Origin of the sequence: Methylophaga sp. OBS4 (assembly GCF_026319305.1) — a bacterium.
In the GTDB taxonomy this organism is placed as follows: Bacteria; Pseudomonadota; Gammaproteobacteria; order Nitrosococcales; family Methylophagaceae; genus Methylophaga.
On sequence record NZ_JAPDMV010000007.1, the window covers coordinates 1 to 22,981 of the forward strand.

General features: G+C 49.9%; 23 protein-coding genes. 14 read left to right on the forward strand and 9 right to left on the reverse strand.

The window, feature by feature from the left end:
- From OMP95_RS03045 to yhbY, 5 genes are all read right to left on the reverse strand, one after another.
- A partial coding sequence (locus OMP95_RS03045; protein ID WP_266325817.1) for a hypothetical protein occupies positions 1 to 374 on the reverse strand: 374 nt, incomplete at its 3' end.
- 28 nt (positions 375 to 402) lie between these two features.
- Positions 403 to 1,356: a DUF481 domain-containing protein gene (locus OMP95_RS03050; RefSeq protein WP_266325819.1), complete on the reverse strand. Its 954-nt coding sequence runs from the start codon at positions 1,354 to 1,356 to the stop codon at positions 403 to 405.
- Positions 1,357 to 1,433: 77 nt separating this feature from the next.
- Entirely contained in the window at positions 1,434 to 1,895 is a 462-nt protein-coding gene (locus OMP95_RS03055) for a pentapeptide repeat-containing protein (protein ID WP_266325821.1), read from the reverse strand.
- A 1-nt stretch (position 1,896) separates the two neighbouring features.
- Positions 1,897 to 2,508 carry a nitroreductase family protein gene (locus OMP95_RS03060; protein ID WP_266325823.1) on the reverse strand — a complete coding sequence of 204 codons (612 nt, stop codon included), beginning with the start codon at positions 2,506 to 2,508 and terminating at the stop codon, positions 1,897 to 1,899.
- 4 nt (positions 2,509 to 2,512) lie between these two features.
- A complete protein-coding gene (yhbY, locus tag OMP95_RS03065) occupies positions 2,513 to 2,806 on the reverse strand; it encodes a ribosome assembly RNA-binding protein YhbY (RefSeq protein ID WP_266325825.1) in 294 nt (97 codons plus the stop codon).
- 49 nt (positions 2,807 to 2,855) lie between these two features.
- On the opposite strand from yhbY, the gene rlmKL reads away from it, so the two are divergent.
- On the forward strand, positions 2,856 to 5,051 hold the full coding sequence (rlmKL, locus tag OMP95_RS03070; RefSeq protein ID WP_266325828.1) for a bifunctional 23S rRNA (guanine(2069)-N(7))-methyltransferase RlmK/23S rRNA (guanine(2445)-N(2))-methyltransferase RlmL: 2,196 nt from the start codon (positions 2,856 to 2,858) through the stop codon (positions 5,049 to 5,051).
- A gap of 124 nt (positions 5,052 to 5,175) precedes the next feature.
- The gene (locus tag OMP95_RS03075; RefSeq protein ID WP_266325830.1) at positions 5,176 to 5,463 is read left to right on the forward strand and encodes a hypothetical protein; all 288 of its coding nucleotides are present in this window, start codon (positions 5,176 to 5,178) and stop codon (positions 5,461 to 5,463) included.
- A 50-nt stretch (positions 5,464 to 5,513) separates the two neighbouring features.
- On the opposite strand, the gene OMP95_RS03080 is transcribed toward OMP95_RS03075, so the two are convergent.
- From OMP95_RS03080 to OMP95_RS03090, 3 genes are all read right to left on the reverse strand, one after another.
- A complete protein-coding gene (locus tag OMP95_RS03080; protein ID WP_266325832.1) occupies positions 5,514 to 6,269 on the reverse strand; it encodes a ParA family protein in 756 nt (251 codons plus the stop codon).
- A 9-nt stretch (positions 6,270 to 6,278) separates the two neighbouring features.
- Complete coding sequence (ppk1, locus tag OMP95_RS03085; protein WP_266325973.1) at positions 6,279 to 8,360, reverse strand: polyphosphate kinase 1; 2,082 nt, start codon at positions 8,358 to 8,360, stop codon at positions 6,279 to 6,281.
- 94 nt (positions 8,361 to 8,454) lie between these two features.
- Positions 8,455 to 8,934 (reverse strand): DUF6231 family protein, encoded by a 480-nt coding sequence (locus OMP95_RS03090; protein WP_266325834.1) that lies wholly within the window; start codon positions 8,932 to 8,934, stop codon positions 8,455 to 8,457.
- Between OMP95_RS03090 and OMP95_RS03095 the strand changes: the two genes are divergently transcribed.
- From OMP95_RS03095 to OMP95_RS03125, 7 genes are all read left to right on the forward strand, one after another.
- Positions 8,933 to 9,409 carry a YcgN family cysteine cluster protein gene (locus OMP95_RS03095; protein ID WP_266325836.1) on the forward strand — a complete coding sequence of 159 codons (477 nt, stop codon included), beginning with the start codon at positions 8,933 to 8,935 and terminating at the stop codon, positions 9,407 to 9,409. The genes OMP95_RS03090 and OMP95_RS03095 overlap by 2 nt on opposite strands.
- Entirely contained in the window at positions 9,399 to 9,827 is a 429-nt protein-coding gene (locus tag OMP95_RS03100) for a hypothetical protein (RefSeq protein ID WP_266325838.1), read from the forward strand. The genes OMP95_RS03095 and OMP95_RS03100 overlap by 11 nt, the downstream gene beginning before the upstream one ends.
- Positions 9,828 to 9,872: 45 nt before the next feature.
- Positions 9,873 to 10,187: a hypothetical protein gene (locus tag OMP95_RS03105; RefSeq protein WP_266325840.1), complete on the forward strand. Its 315-nt coding sequence runs from the start codon at positions 9,873 to 9,875 to the stop codon at positions 10,185 to 10,187.
- A 130-nt stretch (positions 10,188 to 10,317) separates the two neighbouring features.
- Positions 10,318 to 11,619 carry a M18 family aminopeptidase gene (locus OMP95_RS03110; RefSeq protein WP_266325842.1) on the forward strand — a complete coding sequence of 434 codons (1,302 nt, stop codon included), beginning with the start codon at positions 10,318 to 10,320 and terminating at the stop codon, positions 11,617 to 11,619.
- A gap of 15 nt (positions 11,620 to 11,634) precedes the next feature.
- Positions 11,635 to 11,919 carry a hypothetical protein gene (locus tag OMP95_RS03115; protein WP_266325844.1) on the forward strand — a complete coding sequence of 95 codons (285 nt, stop codon included), beginning with the start codon at positions 11,635 to 11,637 and terminating at the stop codon, positions 11,917 to 11,919.
- Entirely contained in the window at positions 11,912 to 12,634 is a 723-nt protein-coding gene (locus OMP95_RS03120; protein WP_266325846.1) for a DUF445 family protein, read from the forward strand. Before OMP95_RS03115 ends, OMP95_RS03120 begins: the two co-directional genes overlap by 8 nt.
- A gap of 98 nt (positions 12,635 to 12,732) precedes the next feature.
- The gene (locus tag OMP95_RS03125) at positions 12,733 to 13,266 is read left to right on the forward strand and encodes a methyltransferase domain-containing protein (RefSeq protein ID WP_266325848.1); all 534 of its coding nucleotides are present in this window, start codon (positions 12,733 to 12,735) and stop codon (positions 13,264 to 13,266) included.
- Here OMP95_RS03125 and OMP95_RS03130 read toward each other — a convergent pair.
- Entirely contained in the window at positions 13,256 to 13,843 is a 588-nt protein-coding gene (locus tag OMP95_RS03130) for a YigZ family protein (protein ID WP_266325850.1), read from the reverse strand. The genes OMP95_RS03125 and OMP95_RS03130 overlap by 11 nt on opposite strands.
- Positions 13,844 to 13,926: 83 nt before the next feature.
- Here OMP95_RS03130 and OMP95_RS03135 point away from each other — a divergent pair, with 83 nt between their 5' ends.
- The 5 genes from OMP95_RS03135 to OMP95_RS03155 all read left to right on the forward strand — a co-directional run bounded on the left by OMP95_RS03135 (position 13,927) and on the right by OMP95_RS03155 (position 22,919).
- Positions 13,927 to 14,205 (forward strand): cupin domain-containing protein, encoded by a 279-nt coding sequence (locus OMP95_RS03135; protein WP_266325852.1) that lies wholly within the window; start codon positions 13,927 to 13,929, stop codon positions 14,203 to 14,205.
- 19 nt (positions 14,206 to 14,224) lie between these two features.
- Positions 14,225 to 17,074, forward strand: coding sequence for an RNA polymerase-associated protein RapA (gene rapA / locus OMP95_RS03140; RefSeq protein ID WP_266325854.1), 2,850 nt, complete (start codon positions 14,225 to 14,227; stop codon positions 17,072 to 17,074).
- 110 nt (positions 17,075 to 17,184) lie between these two features.
- Complete coding sequence (locus OMP95_RS03145) at positions 17,185 to 18,423, forward strand: efflux RND transporter periplasmic adaptor subunit (protein ID WP_266325856.1); 1,239 nt, start codon at positions 17,185 to 17,187, stop codon at positions 18,421 to 18,423.
- Positions 18,416 to 21,550 (forward strand): efflux RND transporter permease subunit, encoded by a 3,135-nt coding sequence (locus OMP95_RS03150; RefSeq protein ID WP_266325858.1) that lies wholly within the window; start codon positions 18,416 to 18,418, stop codon positions 21,548 to 21,550. Before OMP95_RS03145 ends, OMP95_RS03150 begins: the two co-directional genes overlap by 8 nt.
- Positions 21,551 to 21,680: 130 nt before the next feature.
- On the forward strand, positions 21,681 to 22,919 hold the full coding sequence (locus tag OMP95_RS03155) for a TolC family protein (RefSeq protein WP_266325860.1): 1,239 nt from the start codon (positions 21,681 to 21,683) through the stop codon (positions 22,917 to 22,919).
- Positions 22,920 to 22,981: the final 62 nt, after the last annotated feature.

The following is a 22,981-nucleotide window of genomic DNA, read 5'->3' on the forward strand; positions in this document are numbered from 1 at the left end:
CGTCTGGGCTGGGTATGACCAATCAGTCCGGTTACCCCTCGGCCCAATTCCAGACAGATTTTGGGTAGCTGCGTGGTTTTACCGGAACCGGTTTCACCACAGAGAATAATGACCTGATTGTCGCGGATGGCCTCAGCAATATCATGACGACGTTCAATAACCGGCAGATCGGCATCAAAAGTCGGTTTGGGAATGTTTTGCTGCCGTTGCTGTGCTCTGTCTGCGGAGGCCTGTACCTGTTCAGCCAGCGTTTGCAACTGACTTTCATGGTGATCCTGCTGTTTCAATTTATGCAGGCGCCGATAGAAACGATGCCTATCGGTGAGCATGGTGGATTGAATCAGGTGATCAAGTTCTGGCGACAGGTTTTTCACGAATGAGAATCAGGCAAAAACCGCTATTTTACAGCGTCCACGCCAGTGAAACAGTATATTTAAAGTCATTTTTGCTGATGCCTTCTTCTGTGGCGGAGTCATACTCGTTGAGCAGGCCGACTTTAAGGGCGACGCCGATATATGAGTTCAGATCCAGAATCCAGTCAAACGAAGTCAGGTTACGAAACTCGGAAGTATCTTTCAGACTCGGATAAAGCGTATTGGCAAAGTTGATTTTCTGATAATCGTTCATCTGCCATTTTGTTTCGACACCGAGCAGACCTTCGGGGATAAATTCTTCCCGCTCGCCGCCAAATGTCTGACTGAAACCCAGACCGGTCCGGCCCAGCAGCAACCAGCTATCAGTATTGGCAAATTCATAACCCACACCCGCATTAGCATTAACACGATAATTCCAGTCTTTAAATTCATCCAGATCGTAGCGGCCGCCGGCGAAATGAAACCAGGGTGTGCCCGGTCTCAGCCAGTCACGATTGATCGCCGAGTCAAGGCTATGGTCTGACAACTCACCTTCAGACTTATTTCTAAAATAGGCTGTTCGACTCGATATACGAGTATATTCACTGTCAAAATCAGCAGTAAAACCGACATTAACCTGATGGCTTCTGGATTTGCCGGCACTACCGGCGATACCCAGATCAATGCGCCGTTCCCAGCCGGTCAGCAAACCGGTTCCCAACAGGCCATTGTCCTCAGTTTTAACAGTAATAACCTCTGCTTCAGCTGTGGTTTCAGTCTGTTCTGCTTTTTCTGCTGCCGCTAAGGTCACCAGTCTGATGTTAGCTTTATCAATGGTGATTTCACCCAGGGCCGGGTGGTTCAGCGTAACATTGTCAGTTGTCTGTTCGATCAGCTCAGCCGTCAGCATATCGCCGTTAATCAGTTCAATAGTCGCTTCCGCAGCATGTAACATCAGCGGGCAGGCAAGTGAAACGGAGAAAATAAATCTTGCAAAAGACAAGGTGCACCATCCGTAATGATTTGGAAATGGAAAAACAGCCCCGGAAGGCTGTTAGCAGAAATTTGTTGCGGCTGAAATCAGCAGCCGCTGTTATTGATTTTTCCATCAGGCATGATGGTGTTGCAGTAAATAATGCCGCGCATATGCGCACCTTCTGTAGTGGCACCGGTCAAGTCGGCACCTGACATGTCGGTAAAAATAAGTTGCGCGCCATTAAGGTTGGCGCCTTTAAGATTGGCATCGTTTAACTCTGTATAATCCAGCAAGGTATTGGAAATATCAGCCCCTTCAAGGTTGGCGCCATGCATTTTTGAGTGCGTAAACCAGACACCGGTCAGTTTCGCTTTGCTCAGATCAATACCTTTCAGATTGGCCTCACTCATATCTGCGCCGCTGAAGTCTTGTCCACTGAGTTTGGCTTCGCTCAGGTTACAAAAATTACACTGGCGGGTTTCCAATAACCGGTCCAGATAAATTTGTTCGAAGGCGGCGGCTGAACCCGCACTGATCAATCCGGCTACAAAAAGGGCTTTTTTCATTTTACTCTCCTGAATTATCCCGGCTGGGCCATTTCCCGTGGAAAAACTGTTGCGATAATGGACGACGCTCCCGCACTTTTAGTTCCCGCTCCAGTTGTTCTTCAGTCAGGCTGTCCAATGGTGCCGGGTAACCGATAGCCATCATCGCCCACAGCGAAATATCTTCAGGAATATTAAAATTCCTGCGCATTATGTCGACATCAAAACCGCCCATTTGATGACTCATTAACCCCATAGCTGTTGCTTGCAGGCAAAGACTGATGCTGGCTGCCCCGGTGTCATAACCACCCCAGCGATTGGGTTTATTATTTTGACTGAAAGTCTGGACAGATGCGGCCAGAATCAGAATCGGTGCGCTCTGAGCCCATTCCTGGTTGCCCGGAACCAGCGCAGCGAACGCTTTCTGCCAGGCCTGCTCATCAGTAAACTTATTGCAGATAAGATAACGCCAGGGTTGATCTCCAAAACAGGATGGCGCCCAACGTGCCGCTTCAGTCAAAGCTGTGATTTGATCCTCACTGACCGGCTGCGTTGCATCAAAAGCACGGCCACTCCAGCGTTCAGCGAGCAACTTTTCGATAGGTTGTTCTGTAATCGCAGGTTTCCGGATCATGGATTTACCTTGGTAACTGGATGGAAGGGTCTTTAGCCGGACGGTAAAAACCACCGATATGGCCGATCACCAGAACCAGATCGGCACCGGTTTGCTCGGCAATCTGCTCCAGCATCTGTTTACGATCTGCGCGTTCCTGACCGCTGACCCTGACTTTTATCAGTTCGTGGTGGTCCAGCGCGTTATTGATTTCAGCCATCACGGAGTCGGTGAGGCCACTATTGCCAACCATGACGACTGGTTTCAGCGAATGGGCCAAGCCTTTGAGATAACGCTTTTGTTTGTCAGTCACTGCCATGATTTTGATTACCTGTATTAAAATGTAACGATTATATCAGGAACCCAACATGGCTAAACAACACAAGTTCACCGTTACTGCGGCACGAGGCATGCTGTCGCTGCTGGCAGATGAACTCAAACAACTCGGCATTCGTAACACCAAGCAAGAACAGGGCAATATCCGTTTTACCGGTACGCTGGAAGAGGCCTACAAAGTGTGTTTATGGTCGCGGGTGGCGATCAGGGTGCTGATGCCTATTGCCCATTTTGCCGCCGAAACACCGGAGCAACTGTATGAAGGTATTCTGGCCCTGCCGTGGGAAGAACATATTGACGCCGAAGACAGCACGCTGGCCGTAGATTTCAACAGTTTTCGCTCCAAGATCCACCACACTCAATACGGTGCACAGCGAGTAAAAGACGGTATTGTTGATCGCTTTCGTGAAAAATTCGGATACCGGCCCTCGGTTGATTTGTATCAGCCGGATCTGAGAATCAATGTTTATCTCAAGCACAACCAAGCGACGGTCAGCATTGATTTATCCGGTGAAAGCCTTCACAAGCGGGGTTACCGTGTTAGTAATACGCCGGCACCACTGAAGGAAAATCTGGCCGCCGCCATTTTGCTCAGCGCCGAATGGCCGCGACTGGCCAGACAGGGCTGGGGATTACTTGATCCGATGTGTGGTTCCGGCACGTTTTTGATTGAAGCGGCAATGATGGCCGCGGATATCGCGCCGGGTTTCATGCGCGATTATTATGGCTTTAGTTTGTGGAAACAACATGACAAGGCTGCCTGGCAAACGCTCAAAGCCGATGCAGAAAGACGCCGTCATGCCGGTCTGGCCAGACTGCCGGTCATTACTGGTGGAGATGCGGATCCAGCCGCCGTTTCCGCCGCGCTTGACAATATCGCTGAGGCGGGCCTGGCGGGGCGGATTCAGGTGTTTGAACGCCAATTGCTGGACTGGCCTGCTTACAGCCGGGCCTTGCCAGCTACCGGCCTAATGGTGACCAACCCGCCTTATGGTGAGCGCATGGGGCGAACAGACCAGTTGCATTACCTGTATGAAAGCCTGGGTAATATTATCAACGAGTCATTACCGGGCTGGCGTACTGCGTTGATAACCGACAACGCTCAGTTGGGTAAATTCACCGGATTGACTTTATTTGACGCGCTGCCGTTTGATAACGGACCGATTCCTTGTGAAGCCCTGTTTTATCGGGCTCCCAGACCGGTTCGTTCCTCTGAAACCAAGCCTCATCCCGTTGCTCAGACTGAGGACTTGATGACAGCAGCATCTGGCGAAATGAATATCTCCGAGCAGGGACAGATGTTTGCCAATCGGTTAAAGAAAAACCTCAAGCATCTGGCTAAATGGGCACGTAAAAACAAACTGGGTTGTTATCGTGTTTATGATGCCGATTTGCCGGATTATGCGCTGGCTATAGATTTATACGGAGACCAGGTGCATGTTCAGGAGTATGCGCCACCCAAGCATATCGACCCGCAAAAAGCAGTCGAGAGACTGAACGAAGCCATGCAGCTGATTCCGAATGTGCTGGAAGTGCCGATTAGCCATGTTGCGCTGAAGTTACGCCAAAAGCAGCGGGGCACACAGCAATACGAAGCACAGGCTGCACAAAACCAGCGTTTTGAAGTTTCAGAAAACGGATTGAAATTCTGGGTGAATCTGAAGGACTATCTCGATACCGGCTTATTTCTGGATCATCGTGATACCCGTTTGCTGGTGATGCAGCAGGCAGCAGGTAAACATTTTCTCAACTTATTCTCATATACCGGTTCTGCCACGGTTTATGCGGCGGCAGGGCAGGCGGCGTCTACCACCAGCGTTGATATGTCGAATACTTATCTGAGCTGGGCCCAGGACAATATGCAATTGAACGGTTTGAATGGTCAGTCGCATCAATTTATCCGTGCCAACTGTCTGGAATGGTTACAGGCCGCACAGCAGGAAACAAAACGTTATGGCTTGATTTTTCTGGATCCGCCCACGTTTTCAAACTCAAGCCGCATGGAAGGGGTGTTCGATATTCAGCGTGATCATGTGTCCTTAATAAAAATGACCAGTAACCTGTTGACTGACGATGGCCAGTTGATCTTTTCAACAAACAGGCGTGATTTCAAACTTGCAACTGATGAACTGCAGGGGCTGCAGATTACCGATATCAGTCACAATACCATTCCAAAGGATTTTGAGCGCAACAGCAAAATACATTATTGCTGGCAGATTAAGAAATAGTTTCTGGGTAAGGGGGGCTCATGTTAAATCAGGAAAAACTCCCCTTAAATTTTTGCTTGTTAGTCAATATTCTGTAACAGCAGTGCGTTACATTTAAGCCTCATTGGTATAAGGAGATATGATTATGCTGGCTAGCCAAAGCGTACAACAAGCAACCATGTCGTTCAAAAGCATGAAGGATTGGGAGAGGAACGCGCCCGAGCTGGGCCGTGAATATTTTCCGATATTTTCCGTTCCCACTCAGACATACAAGCAATGGCTGCGTGAAAATCCACAAGGGTATGTCTACGCAGGCGCTTTGCGCATAGTGCTCTTTACTGCTGTTGTCGCTATCCAAAGTAGGTTGGAATTTATTCCAATACAGCATATTGTCGAGATAAATCCGACCTACGAATGGCTTTCCGGCATCTGAAACAGTTCCTTACCCCCCGATAGCCAAAGTCAGTCCAAACCCGGCAGGCCCTAGAACTCGCTCAAGGTGTTTTTAATATCTTGCCATAATTGACCATATGCCTTGCTGACCTGTGAATATTTATCAAAAGCGGGCAGCGGAGCACGATGATCGCCCATTTTTTCGACTACCGCAGCATAAGGAATCGGTGTGGGCAGGCCGTTTTTAAGCATTTTAGGTGGGTGGGCCAGCATCACACGGTGCAGAGTGCGGCGTCGATCTACCATGGTAAAAAAGGCATGCAGGCGTTTGGGCTTCAATTTGTGTTGTTTGAAAAAATCCCGGGTCTGCTCAAAAGTACGCAATGATAGATGTGTCGGTATCAACGGTAAATACAGCGAATCAGCGGTGGCAAAGATCTGCTCGGTCAGCAGCGAAAAACTGGGCGGACAATCCAGAATAATCAAAGCGTAGTTTTCACCAAAAGGCTCGATCAGCCTGGCTATCAAGTTACGTTTTCCCTGTTCACTTTGTAGCGCCAGTTGCTGATCCAGGTTACGCAGGGAGAAATCGGACGGAATAATATCCAGATGGTCATAGTCCGTGCCTTTAACCAAATCGCCAATCGGGGTTTTGCCGGACAGGATATGCTTGGGCCGCGTTTTCGGTTTTGCTTTGCTATTGAGCAGCCAACTGGCTGCGCCTTGAGGATCCAGGTCCCATAGCAAAGTAGGAATACCCTCATGAGCAGCATGCCAGGCGATATTGACGGCTGAGGTGGTTTTACCCACACCACCTTTCAGATTAAAGAACGCTATTGTTTCCATGAAAGAGCACTAATAGGTTTTAGCCATTTTTTCCAACAGTGTGCTCTGTGCTGAAAGGTATTGTTCCGAATCCGGTTTTTCGACCCGCTGGTAACGTCCATCTGCATTAAGCAGCCATGCCTGGGTATTGTCGGCAAGATATATTTCAAGATCTTCTATAATACGATCGCGTAAGCGTTTGGATTCAACAGGGAAACTGGTTTCCACCCGGCGCAACAGATTACGCTTCATCAAATCAGCACTGCCTGCCCAGACTTCAGGTGAACCGTCGTTTTCAAAATAGAACACGCGGGTATGTTCCAGGAAGCGGCCAATGATACTGCGTACCTGAATATTTTCAGACAAGCCTTTAACTCCCGGTTTTAAGCAGCAGATACCACGGACGATCAGATCTACTTTTACCCCGGCCATCGAAGCTCGGTACAAAGCCTGGATCATTTCCTGCTCGACTACGGCATTGACCTTGATAATGATCCGGGCCGCTTTTCCAGCTGTGGCGTGTTCGGTTTCACGCTCGATTTTTTTCAGCAAGCCTTCATGCAAGGTGAACGGGGCATGCAGTAATTTATGCATTTGCGGGATTTTGCCCAAGCTGGTCAACTGAATAAACAGATTATTCACATCTTCGCCGATTTGTTTGTTGGAGGTCAGCAAACCGTAATCGGTGTAGATGCGTGAGGTACTGCGATGATAGTTACCGGTGCCCAAATGCACGTAACGACGCAGTTTGCTGTTTTCGCGACGTAGAATCAGCAGCATTTTGGCGTGGGTTTTATAACCGACAATGCCATACACGACATGAGCGCCGGCTTCCTGTAACCTGGCGGCCAGCGCCACATTAGCCTCTTCATCAAATCGTGCCCGCAACTCTATAACTACAGTGACTTCTTTACCTGCCTGCGCGGCAGACACCAACGCATCAACAATCGGAGATTTGGCACCGGTACGGTAGAGCGTCTGCTTGATGGCCAACACATTGCTGTCAACAGCCGCTTGACGAATCAGGTCAATAACCGGAGTGAAAGACTGATAGGGGTGATGCAGCAACATATCCTGCTTACGCAGTGCCGCAAAAATATCAACATTCGGCGTCAGGCCGTTCGGACGCCCCTGTGTGAACGGTTTGAACTTGAGATCGGGCCTTTCCACCAGTGAACATACGGCCTGAATCCGGCTCAGGTTAACCGGTCCGTTGACCAGATAAACATTATCCTGTGCCATCGCACATTCATTACGCAGAAACTCGACCATATCCTCGGGACAGTTGTGAGCGATTTCCAGCCGGACTTCATCACCATAGTTACGGTGGGTCAGTTCGTCGGCAATGGTGGCAAGCAGATCACTGGTTTCTTCGGTATCAATTGCCAAATCACTGTTACGGGTGACGCGGAACTGATAACAGCCTTTGACTTTCATACCGAAAAACAAATCTTCGGCAAAGGCGTGAATAATTGATGACAGGAACACGAATTTGTATACACCTTCGCCGCACAGTTCGTCGGGGAACTGGATGACACGGGGCAGGGCACGGGGGGCCTGCAAAATGGCGTAACCGCGATCCCGGCCGAATGCGTCTTTGCCCACCAGTGAAACAATGAAGTTCAAACTCTTGTTGAGCAGGCGAGGAAAAGGATGAGCTGAATCCAGTCCCATCGGGCTGAGAATCGGTAGAATTTCTTCCTGGAAGTAGTTTTTTAGCCACTTACTATGCTCATCAGTCCATTGTGAGCGAGGCAGAATCTGGATTGACTCTTGTTCAAGCAAAGGCAGCAGCACTTCGTTTAATACTCTGTACTGTTCTTCCACCAATTCATGGGCCCGTTGACTGATCAGGCGAAGGCATTCTTGCGCTGTGATTTGATCCGCTTCAAGGTACGGATCGCCAATTTCAATTTGCTGAATTAGGCCGGCCACCCTGACTTCAAAAAACTCATCCAGATTGGTACTGGAAATACACAGGTAATTGAGTCGCTCCAGCAAGGGTACATTGCTATCAAGTGCTTGCTGCAATACCCGCCAGTTGAATTCGAGCAGGCTCAATTCGCGATTGATATAGAGCTCCGGATTGTTCAGATCAATTGTTTGTTCCATATTTCCTTTCAGTGCAAGTTCAGCGCTTATTTTATCCATATTCAGCGCATATTTTATTTATGATAAGTCTTTTTTATGACCGTGATATGAATCGTCACCAGCGATATTTGTCGTACAGTTCCGGATTCGCCCAAAAACGGCTGTTGAGCCAATCACGTTCGGGTTGATAATTTTCAATGGCATAACTGAATACTTGTAAACCATCTTCGCTACCCGCGATATGTTTGAACCCCATGGCCAGATAGTCAGTGAATGTCCAGCCTTGTAATTCGGCCAGTTCGGGATTGGTAATCAGAATAATATGGGGCGCATAAAGATTCTTGATCATCCCCAACCATTGCTGTCCCGACTGTTTGTCCATGGATTCAGTGAGATGGCTGATTAATGCCAAATCTGTCGGTGTTAATTCAACGAGTTGCTGCTGACTGTAAGGTGTCGTTAAATGCTGCAATCTGGTATCTTTATCGGTTTGCAGACAAGCAGCCGCAGTCTCACCCGCAGTCAGAATAGAGCGGGGCTTGAACTGACTGACAAGCGGGGCTAACAAGCTGGATAAGGCATATGAAGCTATCATGATTAAGCAGGATAAAACATCTGTTGAATTCTGGAAACATAAACGACTGAGCCAGATGACTCACGCCGAGTGGGAAAGTCTGTGTGACGGCTGTGCCCGCTGCTGCCTGCACAAGCTGGAAGATGAGGAAGATGGCCGTATGTATTACACTCGCGCCGCCTGTTCATTGCTGGATATCCAGGCCTGTCGCTGCAAAGATTATAACAACCGCCAGAGTCTGATGCCTGATTGTATTCAGCTCAGCATTGAAAATGCGCATTATTTCGATTGGCTGCCCGCCACTTGTGCTTATCGGTTGCTGGCCGAAGGGGAACCGCTGCCAGAGTGGCACCCGCTGATAACCGGTGATCCGGACAGCGTTCACAAAGCCGGCATTTCTGTCAGACATATCGCCAAAGCTGAAACCGACGTCAGTGATCTGGCAGAAGAAGTCATCGTGTTATCGCATGAGCCTGATATGACAGATGACACCTGAGGAAAGCCGCGAATTTACCGCCCGTCTGGAGCAGGCGGCATTGCTTTTGCTGGAGCTGGAAATTTATCGCAAGCCGGATGATCTTGCCCGTCGTTTTGGCTTGCCAGTACCTGTTGTTCGTTACTGGTGGCGTAATAGCGACCAGGAAACCCATCCGGTTGATCAGGGACAGCTGTCTCCGCGTGAAGTAAAAACGATTCGTAAAGCGTCGCAGACCCTGGAAAGTTGGGAAAAGGTCAAACGTTACCGGCCGGAATGTGGTGCCAGATTAACCGGTGGTAAACGTTGTAAGCGTTCCGTCGCCATCAGACCGCCGGAAGCGTGGAGTCTCGGCGCGCTGGCAGATCGCTGCCGCCTGCATGGCGGATTATCAAAAAGAGTGAGAAAAAAATCGAAAACGGATGAAGATTTGTTGTAATCTGCCGTTAACCTTTCATCTTCATCAAGTTGCAAGTTACTTAATATGATAGAGAATACGGAAGTCCTCAACCATATCTACTCGCTGTGTCAAGCTGCAGAAACCGGCACTTTTTTTATCACCACCACCGAAAACCGCGCATGCCATCTGATTATCGATAATGGCCGAATCACAGCATTGTCCTACGGGCCATTGCGGGGTGAACAGGTCGTGGCACAACTGCCGCAAATAAAAATCGAACGCTTCTCCTTTAAAGCCAAGATCAAAATGCCGCTCGCTGGCCGGTCTTTTGTAGAGGATGATTATGATGTACTCGGTGCGCTGGCAATTATACCCAATCAGTTGATGGGCCGGAAATGACAGCAACTGCCCCTAAGCGCATGTATCGGGGATATAAGCTGGAAGACTGAGCGTTTGCCGATCGCAATGCACACCGCAAAACCGGTATCATAAGCGACACTTTTCAATAATCCGTGGTTAACACCTGCTTATGGCAATCTCTACGACTGAATTCAATCAGGGCCTGTGCGCTTTTTTGGATGCTTCCCCCACGCCTTATCATGCCGTGGCATCGATGGTTTCTTTGCTGCAGCAGCAGGGTTTTCAGCGCTTGGCGGAAGGCGACAGCTGGGGACAATTAGCCGCCGGACGCTACTTTGTTACGCGCAATGATTCCTCCCTTATCGCTTTTACCTTGAATGGCGATGATTTGGCCGAGACCGGTTTTAATATGGTGGGAGCGCACACTGACAGCCCCTGCCTGAAAGTAAAACCCAAACCGGAAAAAGTCCGCCACAGCCTGTTGCAACTGGGGGTGGAAGTATATGGCGGTGCCTTGCTCAACCCCTGGTTCGATCGGGATTTGTCGATGGCCGGCCGGGTCAGTTATCAAAACAAGGCCGGCCGGATTGAACAGGCACTGGTGGATTTTGAAACTGCTGTGGCGATCATTCCCAGTCTGGCGATTCACCTCGACAGAGAGGTGAATCAGAATCGCAGTATCAATCCGCAATTACATTTACCACCGGTGCTGACGCAAGTTGATGACGGTGACAGTCTTGATTTTCGCGCTATGCTGGAACAGCAATTGCAAAAACAACATTCACAGCTGGATGTGGGCAAGGTGCTGGACTACGAAATCTGTTTTTACGATACGCAAAAAGCGGCTGTGATCGGACTGTCCGGTGACTTTATCAGTGCGGCCCGGCTGGATAATCTGCTCAGTTGTTATGTCGGGCTGCAATCGCTGTTGTCAGCTAATGACTCAAAGCCGACTTTGCTGGTTTGCAGCGATCATGAAGAAGTCGGCAGCCAGTCAACCAGCGGTGCCCAGGGCACGTTTTTGCAGTCGGTATTGCAACGACTGCAGCCGTCGGCAGAAAGCTATCAGCGTATGATTGAACATTCGATGATGATTTCTGCAGATAATGCGCATGCGATTCATCCCAATTATGCTGACAGGCATGATGCAGAGCATGGGCCTTTATTGAACAAAGGGCCGGTTATCAAGACCAATGCCAATCAACGTTATGCAACCAGCAGTGAGACCAGCGCTATCTTCCGGCAGTTGTGCGAACAGGCGGATGTGCCGGTGCAGGACTTTGTGGTGCGTACCGATATGGCCTGCGGCAGCACTATAGGCCCTATTACCGCCGGTAATATCGGTGTGCGCACGCTGGATATTGGCGTTCCTACTTTCGCCATGCACTCTATTCGTGAGCTGGCAGGTAGTCAGGATGCTTTTATGCTACATCAGGTGTTAACCCATTTCTTTAATCAAAACTCAAACTGAAGGATTTAAATTTATATGGCTGAAACAGTAGATGAATTAACCGTTGAATATCACGAAGGTGATGTGATGACCGTCAAGGAACTGGACAAAATTGTGCTGACGAAAGGGGCGTGGGCGACAGTGATGTTTCGTTACCAGGATCTGGATCGTAAAACCGGTGACTTTGGCCCGGATAAATATACGATTCGCCGTTATCAGAAACGTAATGGCGAATACAGCCAACGCTCCAAATTCAATATTTCCAGCCGCGACCAGGCGCAGCAGATCATTAATGCTTTAACTAAGTGGACAGATGAATAAAAGTCTTATTACCAATCTGATTGCTGCCGGACTGGTAACAACCGGTCTGGTAGTGGCAGGACCATTTAAACCGTTTGTACTCAATACCGGGTTGTTTGCTTTAGCCGGTGGTGTCACCAACTGGCTGGCGGTTCATATGTTGTTTGAAAAAGTGCCGGGACTGTATGGTTCCGGGGTCATCAGCGCCCGCTTTGAACAATTCAAAACAGGTATTGAAGCCTTGGTGATGGAGCAGTTTTTCAGCAAAGACAATCTTGATCGCTTCCTGGCTGAAATGGTGACAGAAGACGCCGACCATCGGCTGGATTTTACTGATGTCATTGAACATACTGATTTGGAACCGGCCTATGACGGTCTGGTTGACACCATTATGGAGTCGTCTTTTGGCAGTATGCTGTCCATGTTTGGCGGGCAATCTGCTCTGACCCCACTCAAACAACCCTTTGTTGAGAAGATGAAAACGGCGCTGAACGAGATGGCGCACAGCGAGTCATTTCAAAGCAGCGTCAGAGAAAAACTGAGCAGCATACCGGTCACCAATGATATACATCAGCAGATTGAGCATATCGTGCAATCGCGTCTGGATGAACTGACACCTCAAATGGTCAAAGAGATGATACAGACCATGATCCGTGAGCATTTGGGCTGGTTGGTTGTCTGGGGCGGGGTATTGGGTGGTTTGATTGGTCTGGCTACCAGTTTTCTGCCTGTGTAATGAAAAGCACGTGTCCGCTGTGTTATCACGCAGCGTCTTTGTTTTATCAATTCAAAACCCGGCTTTATCATCAGTGTGACTTTTGCCAGGCCGTGTTTATGGACCGCAGCTTGTGGCCGGACAATGCGCAGGAAAAATCCCGTTATCTGGAACATCATAATGATGTGGACGACCCTCGTTTTCAGGCATTTGTTGCGCCGATCACCGACAGGATTCAGGTGGATTTTACGCCGCAGCAGCGGGGGCTGGATTTCGGTGCCGGCCATGCGCCCGTTATTACCGCGGTATTAACACAGCGCGGCTATAATATCCGGCCTTATGACCCGCTGTTTTTCAATCAGCCTGAATGTCTGCGACAGCTTTATGACTATATTTGCAGTTGTGAAGTCATTGAACATTTTCACCGGCCTGACATAAGTTTTGCGCAACTGGACAAAATATTACTGCCGACAGGAATGCTTTTTTGCATGACTGAACTGTATCACGAAGGCATTGATTTTCATCGCTGGAACTACAAAAACGATCCCACGCATGTCTTTATCTATCATCGCAACACGATGAGCTATATCGCCCGGCGATATGGTTTCCGTAAACCGCAAATAAGCGGGCGCCTGGTGATATTCAGTCGCTGAACCCGGAAAATTGCTGCTTGATCCGATCTTTTTCTGAAGCGGGCAGGCTGATGGTGACCGTGATTTTGTCAGTAAACTGCTGGTCGATGATTTGTCCGTTATGTTGCTTGAGTTGATATTCGAGCAGCTGCAACTGGCTATAATCGATTTCCAAAGTCAGCTGACTCATTGCGACCCAAGGAATGAGCCTGGCTTCAGCGATAGCTTGCTTGGCTGCGGCGGCATAAGCACGGGTCAGGCCGCCGGTGCCAAGTTTGATACCACCGAAATAGCGCACCACACCGACAACCGTATTAATCAATGATTCACCTTCCATAGGGGCCAGAATAGGGCGGCCAGCCGTACCGGACGGTTCGCCGGCATCATGAAAACGTTCGGTAATAAAACCTTCCGGCTGTCGGATACGCCACGCAAAAGCCAGATGGTTGGCATGGGGGTGCTGACGGGCGAGTTGGCCCAGTTTTCTCAGTGCTTCGTCTTCACTGCTGCAAGGCATAATCACACCAATAAACCTGGATTTTTTTATTTCGTAATCAATCTGCGTTGATGATGCTACAGTGAAATATTCAGACGCCATACCTGCCAGCTATAGGAAAAAACAATACAACAATTTAACATATCGTCCCGTAACGAGTGTTTATCAGCCGCAGGAAATCAATCATGACCGCTATTACCGTAGAACATGACCCCACCCAGGAGCGATTGACCGAGCTGGGTGTCTATGCCTGGCCAATCTGGGAAAAACAAGCTTCTGAATTCCCCTGGTTTTATGATGAAAAAGAAACCGCCTACATTCTGGAGGGGGAAGTGGTTGTCACCGCTGATGATGGTACAGAATCCGTGCAGCTTCAGGCGGGAGATTTGGTGACGTTTGCCGCGGGTTTATCCTGTCACTGGCATATCAAGCAGGATCTTCGTAAACATTATCAATTCGGGTAGTTCCGCCGGGAAATCAATTTTGTCAGACAATGAATTTATTATCGGGCAGCGCTGGATCAGTAACAGCGAAGCCGAACTGGGTTTGGGTATTATCAAGAAAGTAGAAGGCCGCAGGATTGAGGTGTTTTTTCCGGCCGCCGCTGAAACACGCTTTTACGCTGCGGATAACGCGCCATTGAGCCGGGTTGTTTATTCTATAGGTGAGCAGATCCAGACCAACGATCAGCGATCTTTCACCATTGATGCCGTACAAACAGTCAATGGCTGTCTGGTTTATCAGGGTGAAACCAGCGAAAACGACAGTATCAGCATTCATGAGATGGATGTGGACAGCCAGGTCCATTTTAACCAACCCCAGGATCGTCTTTTTGCCGGGCAGATAGATAAAAACAACGAGTTCGAACTCAGAGTAAAAACGCTGGCTCACCAGCATAAACTGCACAGTTCCAGCGTATTCGGTCTGCTGGGGCCGCGGGTGCAGTTATTACCGCATCAGCTTTATATTGCGCATCAGGTATCGCAACGTTTTGCACCACGGGTATTACTGGCTGATGAAGTCGGCCTGGGCAAAACTATTGAAGCCGGACTGATTCTGCATCAGCAACTGCTAAGCGGGCGCGCCCGCCGCGTGTTGATTATCGTGCCGGATAACCTGCTGCATCAGTGGCTGGTGGAAATGCTGCGCCGTTTCAATTTGAGTTTCACGCTGATTGATGACGACCGTTATCAGGCATTAAACGAACAGGATGAGGCTAATCCTTTTGACAGTGCCCAGCTGGTTTTATGCGGCCTGACTGAGCTGACCGGCAACAAAGCCATGCAGGCTGATGTAATTAAGGCTGATTGGGATCTGCTGGTAGTGGATGAAGCCCATCATTTGCAGTGGCATCCGCAGGCGGTCAGTGACGAATATGTGTTTATAGAACAGTTGGCCCAACGCATTCCGGGATTGTTGCTGTTAACAGCAACACCCGAGCAACTGGGCGTCGACAGCCATTTTGCCCGTCTGCGCTTGTTGGATCCGGATCGCTACTTTGATCTGGAGACGTTCAAACAGCAAGAAGCGGCTTATCAGCCTGTCAGCGAACTTATCGATCTGCTCAGTGATGCTGATGCGTATGCGCAAGTCACACAGAAATCGGTGCAATCGCGTCTGGCAGAATATCTGGATCAGGAACTGCTGACAGCGTTATCGGTTGAGACCGAGTTTGAGGCGATGCGGGCACAAGCAATCAGACAGTTACTGGACAGACACGGTACCGGCCGCATTTTGTTCCGAAATACCCGTGATGTCGTCAAAGGTTTCCCGCAGCGCTTGCTGCACACCTATGCGCTTGATTTACCCGAATCACTGGTATCCAGTGACATCGCCCAACTGTTACAGCCTGAAACCGGACTGGGTGATAACTGGCTGCAGCAGGATAGCCGGATAAGCTGGCTTATCGACTGGCTGAAACAGCAGCGCAAGGAAAAAGTGTTGTTGATTTGTGCCCTGGCGGATACCGCACAGCAGCTGGAGACCTTTTTAAAAATTAATCATGGTGTGCGCAGCGCCGTGTTTCACGAGGGTATGACGCTGGTCAACCGTGATCGCGCAGCGGCTTATTTTGCCGATGACGAGGAAGGGGCCCAGCTGCTGGTGTGTTCGGAAATCGGCAGTGAAGGGCGTAATTTCCAGTTCTGCCATCATCTGCTTCTGTTTGATTTGCCGCTTAATCCTGATTTGCTGGAACAACGGATCGGCCGCCTGGATCGTATCGGTCAGCATCATGATGTGCATATTCATGTGCCTTATTATCACGGCAGCGCCCAGCAGGTGTTGCTCAACTGGTACCACAGTGGCATGAATGCGTTTGAAAGCGTGTTTGCAGCAGGCCGGATTGTGGCAGAAGAAACCGCCGACTTGCTACAAACCAGCCTGCAGCAACCGGCAAACGAAATCTTGCTCAAGCAGTTAATCGATAGGACTCAGCAGGTGAGTCAAACCGCGCTGGAAAACATGCAATCCGGTCGTAACCGCTTGTTGGAGCGTAATTCGTATGATGAAGACGCCGCGTATCAGATTATTGCAGAGCTGGAGGACAATACCCGGGCATTGGAGCTGGCTGATTATATGGATGATGTGTTCGATGCCTTTGGTGTTGAACAGCAAGCGCACAGTGTAGACAGTATTATTATCGAACCGGGTACACATATGCTTTATGAGCAGTTTCCCGCCTTGCCGGAAGATGGTCTGACCGCAACGTACCAGCGTCACAAGGCGCTGAGCCGGGAAGATATGGCGTTTTTGAGCTGGGAACACCCGATGGTGTTCGGCGCCATGGATTTGGTCACCAGCAGTGAACTGGGTAACAGTGCTTTTTGTACACTGGAAACCTATCAGTTTAAAGCCGGGACTTTGCTGCTTGAAGTTATCTTCACCATGCACTGTGTATCTGAGCGCCACCTGCAACCGACCCGGTTTTTACCCCAGAGTTATCTGCGCCTGGTGGTGGATGAAACCGGCAATCAGTATCAAGCTGATTTTAGCGAAGCACAGTTCAACAAACTGGCAGGCCGCATCCCCAGAGCCACAGCACAGGAACTGGTGCGGCACGCGCGTCCGCAAATCAGCCGATTGCTTGATGTCGCACAGGCAGCGTCAACATCACAGCAAGCGGCATGGATACAAAATGCTGTCCAGAACATGACTGAACAAATGCACGAAGAAATACAGCGTTTATCGGCCCTGGCTGAAAAAAACCCCAATATCCGTCAGCAGGAAATTGATCATTTGATAGAGAAACAACAGCAACTGCATCAGGTCCTGCAATCAGCCCGCTTGACACTGGATGCGCTGAGAGTTGCAATTGTGACCGAACCATCATGATGCGATACGGTCTTTTTTGAGTTGAGTCCTGTGCGCTGTGGCGATTTTTTCGCCATGGCGGAAAAAGGGACGCAGGGTTCAGTCGGGATTCTTATTGCTTGGAGCGCATTTTGAATAAAAAGATTGCCTTACCCATCGTCATTATTGTTGTGGCGGTTATCGTTTTTATCGTGCTCAAGCAAACCAGACCGGACACGACTGTCAGCGAACAAGTGGAAAAGAAATGGCTGGTTGAAGCCGTGATGGCTGAATTGCGCACGCTGGCACCGGAAATAACCATCTACGGCAGAGTGGAAACCCCGCGCGATGCCCAGCTCAAAGCCGCACTGGAAGCCGATGTGGTTGCTGTTAATGTGCTTGAAGGCGATGTAGTAGCGGCAGGGCAGTTGTTAGTGAAACTGGATGACACTGATGTATTGCTTCTGCAGCAACAACGTCAGGCTGATGTCGATGAAATCAGTGCGCTGATAGACAGTGAACAAAAACGTTATCAACGTGATCAGAATTTATTAATTCATCAGCAGCAACTGGTCGAATTGGCGGATAAATCCGTCAGCCGGGCCAGGAGGCTGGAACAAACCCGTCTGGCTTCGCAAGCAACGTTGGATGAAGCCCTGGCTGCCCATGAGCAGCAGCTGCTGACACTGAAACAACTCCAGCATGATATCAACGAACATCCCGCCAGACTGGCGCAGTTGCAGGCATCTAAAAAGCGTGCCGGGGCTTTGCTGGAACAGGCGGCCGTTAATCTGGCGCGAACAGAAATACGGGCGCCATTTGATGGTCGTATTGCTCAACTCAATGTGGCCATGGGAGACCGGGTGCGCGCCGGTGACGATCTGGTCAGCATTTACGATCTCAACAACCTGGAAGTCAGGGCACAACTGCCCGGACGTTACATTGGTCAGGTCAGGCAAATGATGCAGCAAGATGAACCGCTGTTGGCGGAGGCTCAGGTCGATGGTCAACCGCTGCAGTTCAGACTGGCCCGCTTATCCGGTGCGGTAAGGCAGGACAGTGGCGGCCTGGATGGGCTGTTTACCCTGATTAATGACGGTCTGGCGCTGCCGCTCGGTACCTTTGTCGAGTTAAAGCTGAGACTGGCTGAGCAACAACAAGTGGTTGCGCTGCCATTCAGTGCACTCTACGGACGCGACAGAATTTATCGCATTGAAGAAGACGGTTATCTCCAATCACTGCAGATCGAACGGGTCGGTGAAAAACGGGATGCGGAAGGCAATAAAAAGCTGCTGATACGCAGCCCTGAGTTGAAACAGGGCGATAAAATAGCGGCAACACAACTGCCTAATGCGATGACAGGATTACGTGTCGAGGTTTTCAGTGACTGAAGCGCACCGTTCGGATTTTATCGGCCTGTTTGCCCAGCACCGGGTCGCATCCAATTTGCTGATGTTCATCATGATCATTGCCGGCATCCTGGCTTTGAGTCGGCTCAATACACAGTTCTTTCCCAATTTCGCTTTGGATATAGTGACAGTCAGGGTGGAATGGCGCGGCGCCAGTGCTGAGGATGTCGAAGACTCTTTATCGAGTCGCATCGAACAAGAACTGCGCACCATCGACTTTGTCGACAAAATGACCTCAACCTCTTCCTACGGTGCTTCATTGGTGACACTGGAGTTTGAGGATGGCACCGATATGGGCAAGGCGCTGGATCAGGTAAAAGATCATGTCGCCAGATTACGCAACCTGCCCAGTGATTCGGAAACGCCTGAAGTATCACTGGTCACGCGTTATGAGAGTGTGGCACGCATGCTGATCACGACAGATGGCCACCTGAACGAATTGCGTGATCTGGTGCATCAAATCGAACACGATTTGCTGGATCGGGGGATTTCCAGGGTCAATATCAGTGGTCTGCCCGAAGAAGAAATGGCGATACAACTGACCACCCACAAACTGGAAGCCTTGGGCCTCAGCCTTGAAAATGTCGGTCAGCGTATCAGTGAGCAAAGCCGCGATTTGCCTGCCGGTGAAATCGGTAATGATGAAACGGCCCGTCAACTGCGAAGTCTGGGCCAGCGCCGGGATGCACAGGCCTTTGCCACGTTGCCGTTAAAGAGTAATTACCAGGGAGGATTGCTGACACTGGATGATGTGGCCGATATTGAACGTCGTCCTATGCGCAACCAGGTCAGGATCTTCTATCAGGACCAGCCTGCCGTCGAAATTGAGCTGCAACGGACAGAACATTCGGACTCGCTACAGTCAGCCAAAGTTCTGGAGCAGTGGTTGCAGGAAAACAGCGCCCATTTACCCAAAGGCGTGCAGGTACAGGTTTATGATGCCGACTGGCAACTCATCAAAGAACGTATAAATCTGCTGCTCAGTAATGGTTTGGGCGGTCTGGTGCTGGTTCTGGGGGTACTCTTTCTGTTCCTGCACGGCCGCGTGGCTTTCTGGGTCGCGGTGGGGATTCCGGTCTCGTTTATGGCGGCCTTATTTGTGCTTTACCTGTTAGGCGGCAGCATTAACATGATCAGCCTGTTTGGCTTGATTATGTCGCTGGGGATTATCGTCGATGACGCGATTGTGGTCGGTGAAGATGCTTTGTCTCATTATCAGATCGGGGAACGATCTCTGACCGCTGCCGAGGGCGGTGCCAGAAGAATGCTGGCTCCCGTGATCTCGTCATCGTTAACCACGATCGCTTCGTTTCTGCCGCTGATGCTGATCAGCGGGATTATCGGCAATATCTTGTTTGATATTCCGTTTGTGGTTATCTGCGTCATTATCGCTTCGCTTATAGAAAGTTTTCTGATACTTCCCGGTCACTTACGGCACTCTTTTCATACAATGCATCATGCTGAGCCCGGCCGGTTGAGACAGTGGCTGGATGATAGATTCAGCTATCTGAGAGATGATATTTTCAAACCCCTGGTGACGCTTGCGGTGAATCATCGCTGGACCACTATCAGCACGGCGATAGCTATGCTGATTATCTGTATCGGTCTGCTGGCAAGCGGGCGTTTATTATTCAATTTCTTTCCTTCGCCGGAGGGAACCACGATTATTGCTAATGCCCGATTTATTGCAGGTACGCCCGCTACCCAGGTTGAGCGGTTTCTGGCTCAGCTCAACCAGGCGCTGGAGCAGACCCAGCAGGATTTGGGATCAGACCTCGTGGTAGTGGCTGTAACAAGACTCGGCAGTGCTGCTGCAGCCAGCCGCAACGGCAGCGATGCGCAGACCGATGAGCGTTTTGGCTCGCTGCAACTGGAGATGATATCGCCTGACAAACGGGATATCCGCAATAAAGATTTTATCAATGCCTGGCGCAAAAACATCACACTACCGGCGGGGATCGAAACGTTTACCATAACTGAAAGGCGCGGCGGTCCACCCGGCAGTGACATTGATATTCGCCTGACCGGCGCATCAGCGGAAACGTTGAAAAAGGCGGCCCAGGAAGTTGGGGATGAGCTTAAAAAATATGCCGGCGTCAGTGCGATTGAAGATGATATGCCCTTCGGGCAGGAACAGTTGATCTACCGAATCAAAGGGCAGGGGGAAGTGCTGGGATTGACCGTCAATAATGTCGGCCGGCAACTGCGGGGTGCGTTTGACGGCCAACTGGTGCAAATTTTTCAGGACGGCGATGACGAAGTGGAAGTCCGTGTGATGCTGCCTGATAATGAACGCAACACTTTGGGCACCTTGGAAAATTTCATGGTCAGACTGCCGGATGGCGGCAGTGCCCCTTTATCAAGCGTAGTTGAGTTTGATGCCCGCCGTGGATTTGACGTACTCAGACACACTGACAGTAAGCTGGCGGTGCATATCACGGCAACAGTCGATTCGGCGGTGAATAATAACAATGAAATTCTCGCTGATTTGCAACAGCAGTTCCTGCCTGATTTGTCATCACGTTACGGGGTGAAAATCGCCTATGAAGGCCGGGCGGAAGAGCAGGCGGAAACCATGAGTGATATGAAACAAGGGGTGATACTGGCCTTTATCCTGATTTATCTGGTGCTGGCCTGGGTATTTGCTTCTTATGGCTGGCCACTGGTGGTGATGACGGCCATTCCGTTTGGTTTGATTGGTGCCATTACCGGTCACTGGCTGATGAATATCGATCTGACGATCCTGTCACTGTTCGGCATATTCGGCTTATCGGGCATTGTGGTCAATGATTCGATCATTCTGGTCACCTTTTTCAAACATTTACGTGAAGCCGGCATGGACACCACTCAGGCAATTATCGAAGCGGCTACGCAACGCTTGCGCGCGGTACTGCTGACATCACTGACCACCATTGGCGGCTTGACGCCGTTATTGTTCGAAACATCGCGGCAGGCACAGTTTCTGATACCGATGGCCGTATCCATCTCTTTCGGTTTAATGTTTGCAACAGTACTGGTTCTGCTGGTGATCCCGGCGATGCTCTCTGTACATGAAAGCGCAGCAGATCGCATTAACGGCCGTGGTGTGCGGTTTGCACAAGAAGGCTGATCCGCTGTTAAGCTTTGTTTAATGTGAATCTGGCAAAATCCGCCGGGGTGGGTGGATTTAACCAGGAGCCTGTCGGACTTGGGACTGTCTCAAGTCCGACAGGCTCCTAAATAAATTGGAAGGGAAAAAGATGTCATTGAATACGTGTTTAGCAAGTTGTTTACTGGCGGCCGGATTGTTGCTCCCGGGGCTGGCCGGAGCTGAACAGATGCAGGCAGAATATTCCGCCGAACTGACCTTGTCTGAGCTGGCTGAGCGCGTTTATCAGCGGCTGCCCGGCAAGTTAGGTGAAAACAAATATAGCGGGCAGCGGCAGGCCAATGACAGTGTCGCTGGCGCTATGTTTGCTGATCCGGCCACGGCCAACCTTAGTCATTTCAATGATGCTGTCGGTAGCAGTGACGGCTTTCAGGAGTGGGAGGGCAGTGTCGATCTGCCGCTATGGCTGCCGGGTCAGAAGCAGCAGCAACAAGGCCTGTCAGAGAAAATCGCTGCGCAACTGCCGGCTTATCAGCAGCAGCTTAAGTTACAGGCGTCCGGTGAAGTCAGAGCACTGATCTGGCAGATCAAACTGGCCGAAGCGGATTTGCAGCAGGCTACCCTTGCCTGGAAAACCGCACAAAAACTGGAACAAGACGTGATAACCCGAGTCAAGGCCGGCGACTTGCCGGCTACAGAACGCCTGCTTGCCAACAGTAATACGATTGAAGCACACAGCAAAATGGTTGATGCGGACTCTCGACTGCAACAAACAATGAAAACCTATATCTTCATCACGGGTGAACAAGTCCTTCCTGAACAACACCGGGAAACTTTGCATAATGAACAGCAAATCAGTTCATCTCATCCGCAGTTGCTGTTGCAGGATCTGGTTATTCAACGGCTGCAAGCCCAGATGGGGCTGGCTCAGTATGACAAAGCCGTTAATCCGAATTTATCACTGGGTCTACGCCGGGAACGCGGTGATTTTGATGAAAGTTTTAATAACAGCATCGGGGTGGGTGTCAGTTTTGCACTTGGGGATACGCGCTACAGTCAACCTGCTGTGGCAGAGGCTGCCGCAGAACTGGCCGATGCTCAGATAATACGGCAGCAAGCTTTGCGTGAATTAAATAGCCGTCTTTTGATCAAACAGGAACAACTGGCCGGCAAACAAAAGCAACTGGTGCTGATTAGCGAACAGGACAAAATCACACAGCAGTATTATCAACTGCAAAAAAGAGCTTTTGATTTAGGAGAAATCAATCTGATTGACTTGCTGCGCAGCCAGACCCTGGCCAATGAAAGTCAAAGCCGTAAACGTACTCTGGAAGTGGAAATCCAGCAGAAAATTGCAGAAGTGAACCAGGCACTGGGAATAAGCCTGTAAAAAAACGCAGAAAAGTTGGAAAATTTAACAGGCTTAAGCTTGCTTTAAGTTTACAACTTTAA

Coding starts and splice junctions, on each gene's coding strand:
- OMP95_RS03090 (WP_266325834.1), bottom strand. CDS start 8,934: ATGATAGCTTCATATGCCTTATCCAGCTTGTTAGCCCCGCTTGTCAGT.
- OMP95_RS03105 (WP_266325840.1), top strand. CDS start 9,873: ATGATAGAGAATACGGAAGTCCTCAACCATATCTACTCGCTGTGTCAA.
- OMP95_RS03135 (WP_266325852.1), top strand. CDS start 13,927: ATGACCGCTATTACCGTAGAACATGACCCCACCCAGGAGCGATTGACC.
- OMP95_RS03115 (WP_266325844.1), top strand. CDS start 11,635: ATGGCTGAAACAGTAGATGAATTAACCGTTGAATATCACGAAGGTGAT.
- OMP95_RS03080 (WP_266325832.1), bottom strand. CDS start 6,269: ATGGAAACAATAGCGTTCTTTAATCTGAAAGGTGGTGTGGGTAAAACC.
- rlmKL (WP_266325828.1), top strand. CDS start 2,856: ATGGCTAAACAACACAAGTTCACCGTTACTGCGGCACGAGGCATGCTG.
- OMP95_RS03120 (WP_266325846.1), top strand. CDS start 11,912: ATGAATAAAAGTCTTATTACCAATCTGATTGCTGCCGGACTGGTAACA.
- OMP95_RS03125 (WP_266325848.1), top strand. CDS start 12,733: ATGGACCGCAGCTTGTGGCCGGACAATGCGCAGGAAAAATCCCGTTAT.
- OMP95_RS03095 (WP_266325836.1), top strand. CDS start 8,933: ATGATTAAGCAGGATAAAACATCTGTTGAATTCTGGAAACATAAACGA.
- ppk1 (WP_266325973.1), bottom strand. CDS start 8,360: ATGGAACAAACAATTGATCTGAACAATCCGGAGCTCTATATCAATCGC.
- OMP95_RS03060 (WP_266325823.1), bottom strand. CDS start 2,508: ATGATCCGGAAACCTGCGATTACAGAACAACCTATCGAAAAGTTGCTC.
- OMP95_RS03100 (WP_266325838.1), top strand. CDS start 9,399: ATGACACCTGAGGAAAGCCGCGAATTTACCGCCCGTCTGGAGCAGGCG.
- OMP95_RS03130 (WP_266325850.1), bottom strand. CDS start 13,843: ATGGCGTCTGAATATTTCACTGTAGCATCATCAACGCAGATTGATTAC.
- yhbY (WP_266325825.1), bottom strand. CDS start 2,806: ATGGCAGTGACTGACAAACAAAAGCGTTATCTCAAAGGCTTGGCCCAT.
- OMP95_RS03110 (WP_266325842.1), top strand. CDS start 10,318: ATGGCAATCTCTACGACTGAATTCAATCAGGGCCTGTGCGCTTTTTTG.
- OMP95_RS03055 (WP_266325821.1), bottom strand. CDS start 1,895: ATGAAAAAAGCCCTTTTTGTAGCCGGATTGATCAGTGCGGGTTCAGCC.
- OMP95_RS03155 (WP_266325860.1), top strand. CDS start 21,681: ATGTCATTGAATACGTGTTTAGCAAGTTGTTTACTGGCGGCCGGATTG.
- OMP95_RS03075 (WP_266325830.1), top strand. CDS start 5,176: ATGCTGGCTAGCCAAAGCGTACAACAAGCAACCATGTCGTTCAAAAGC.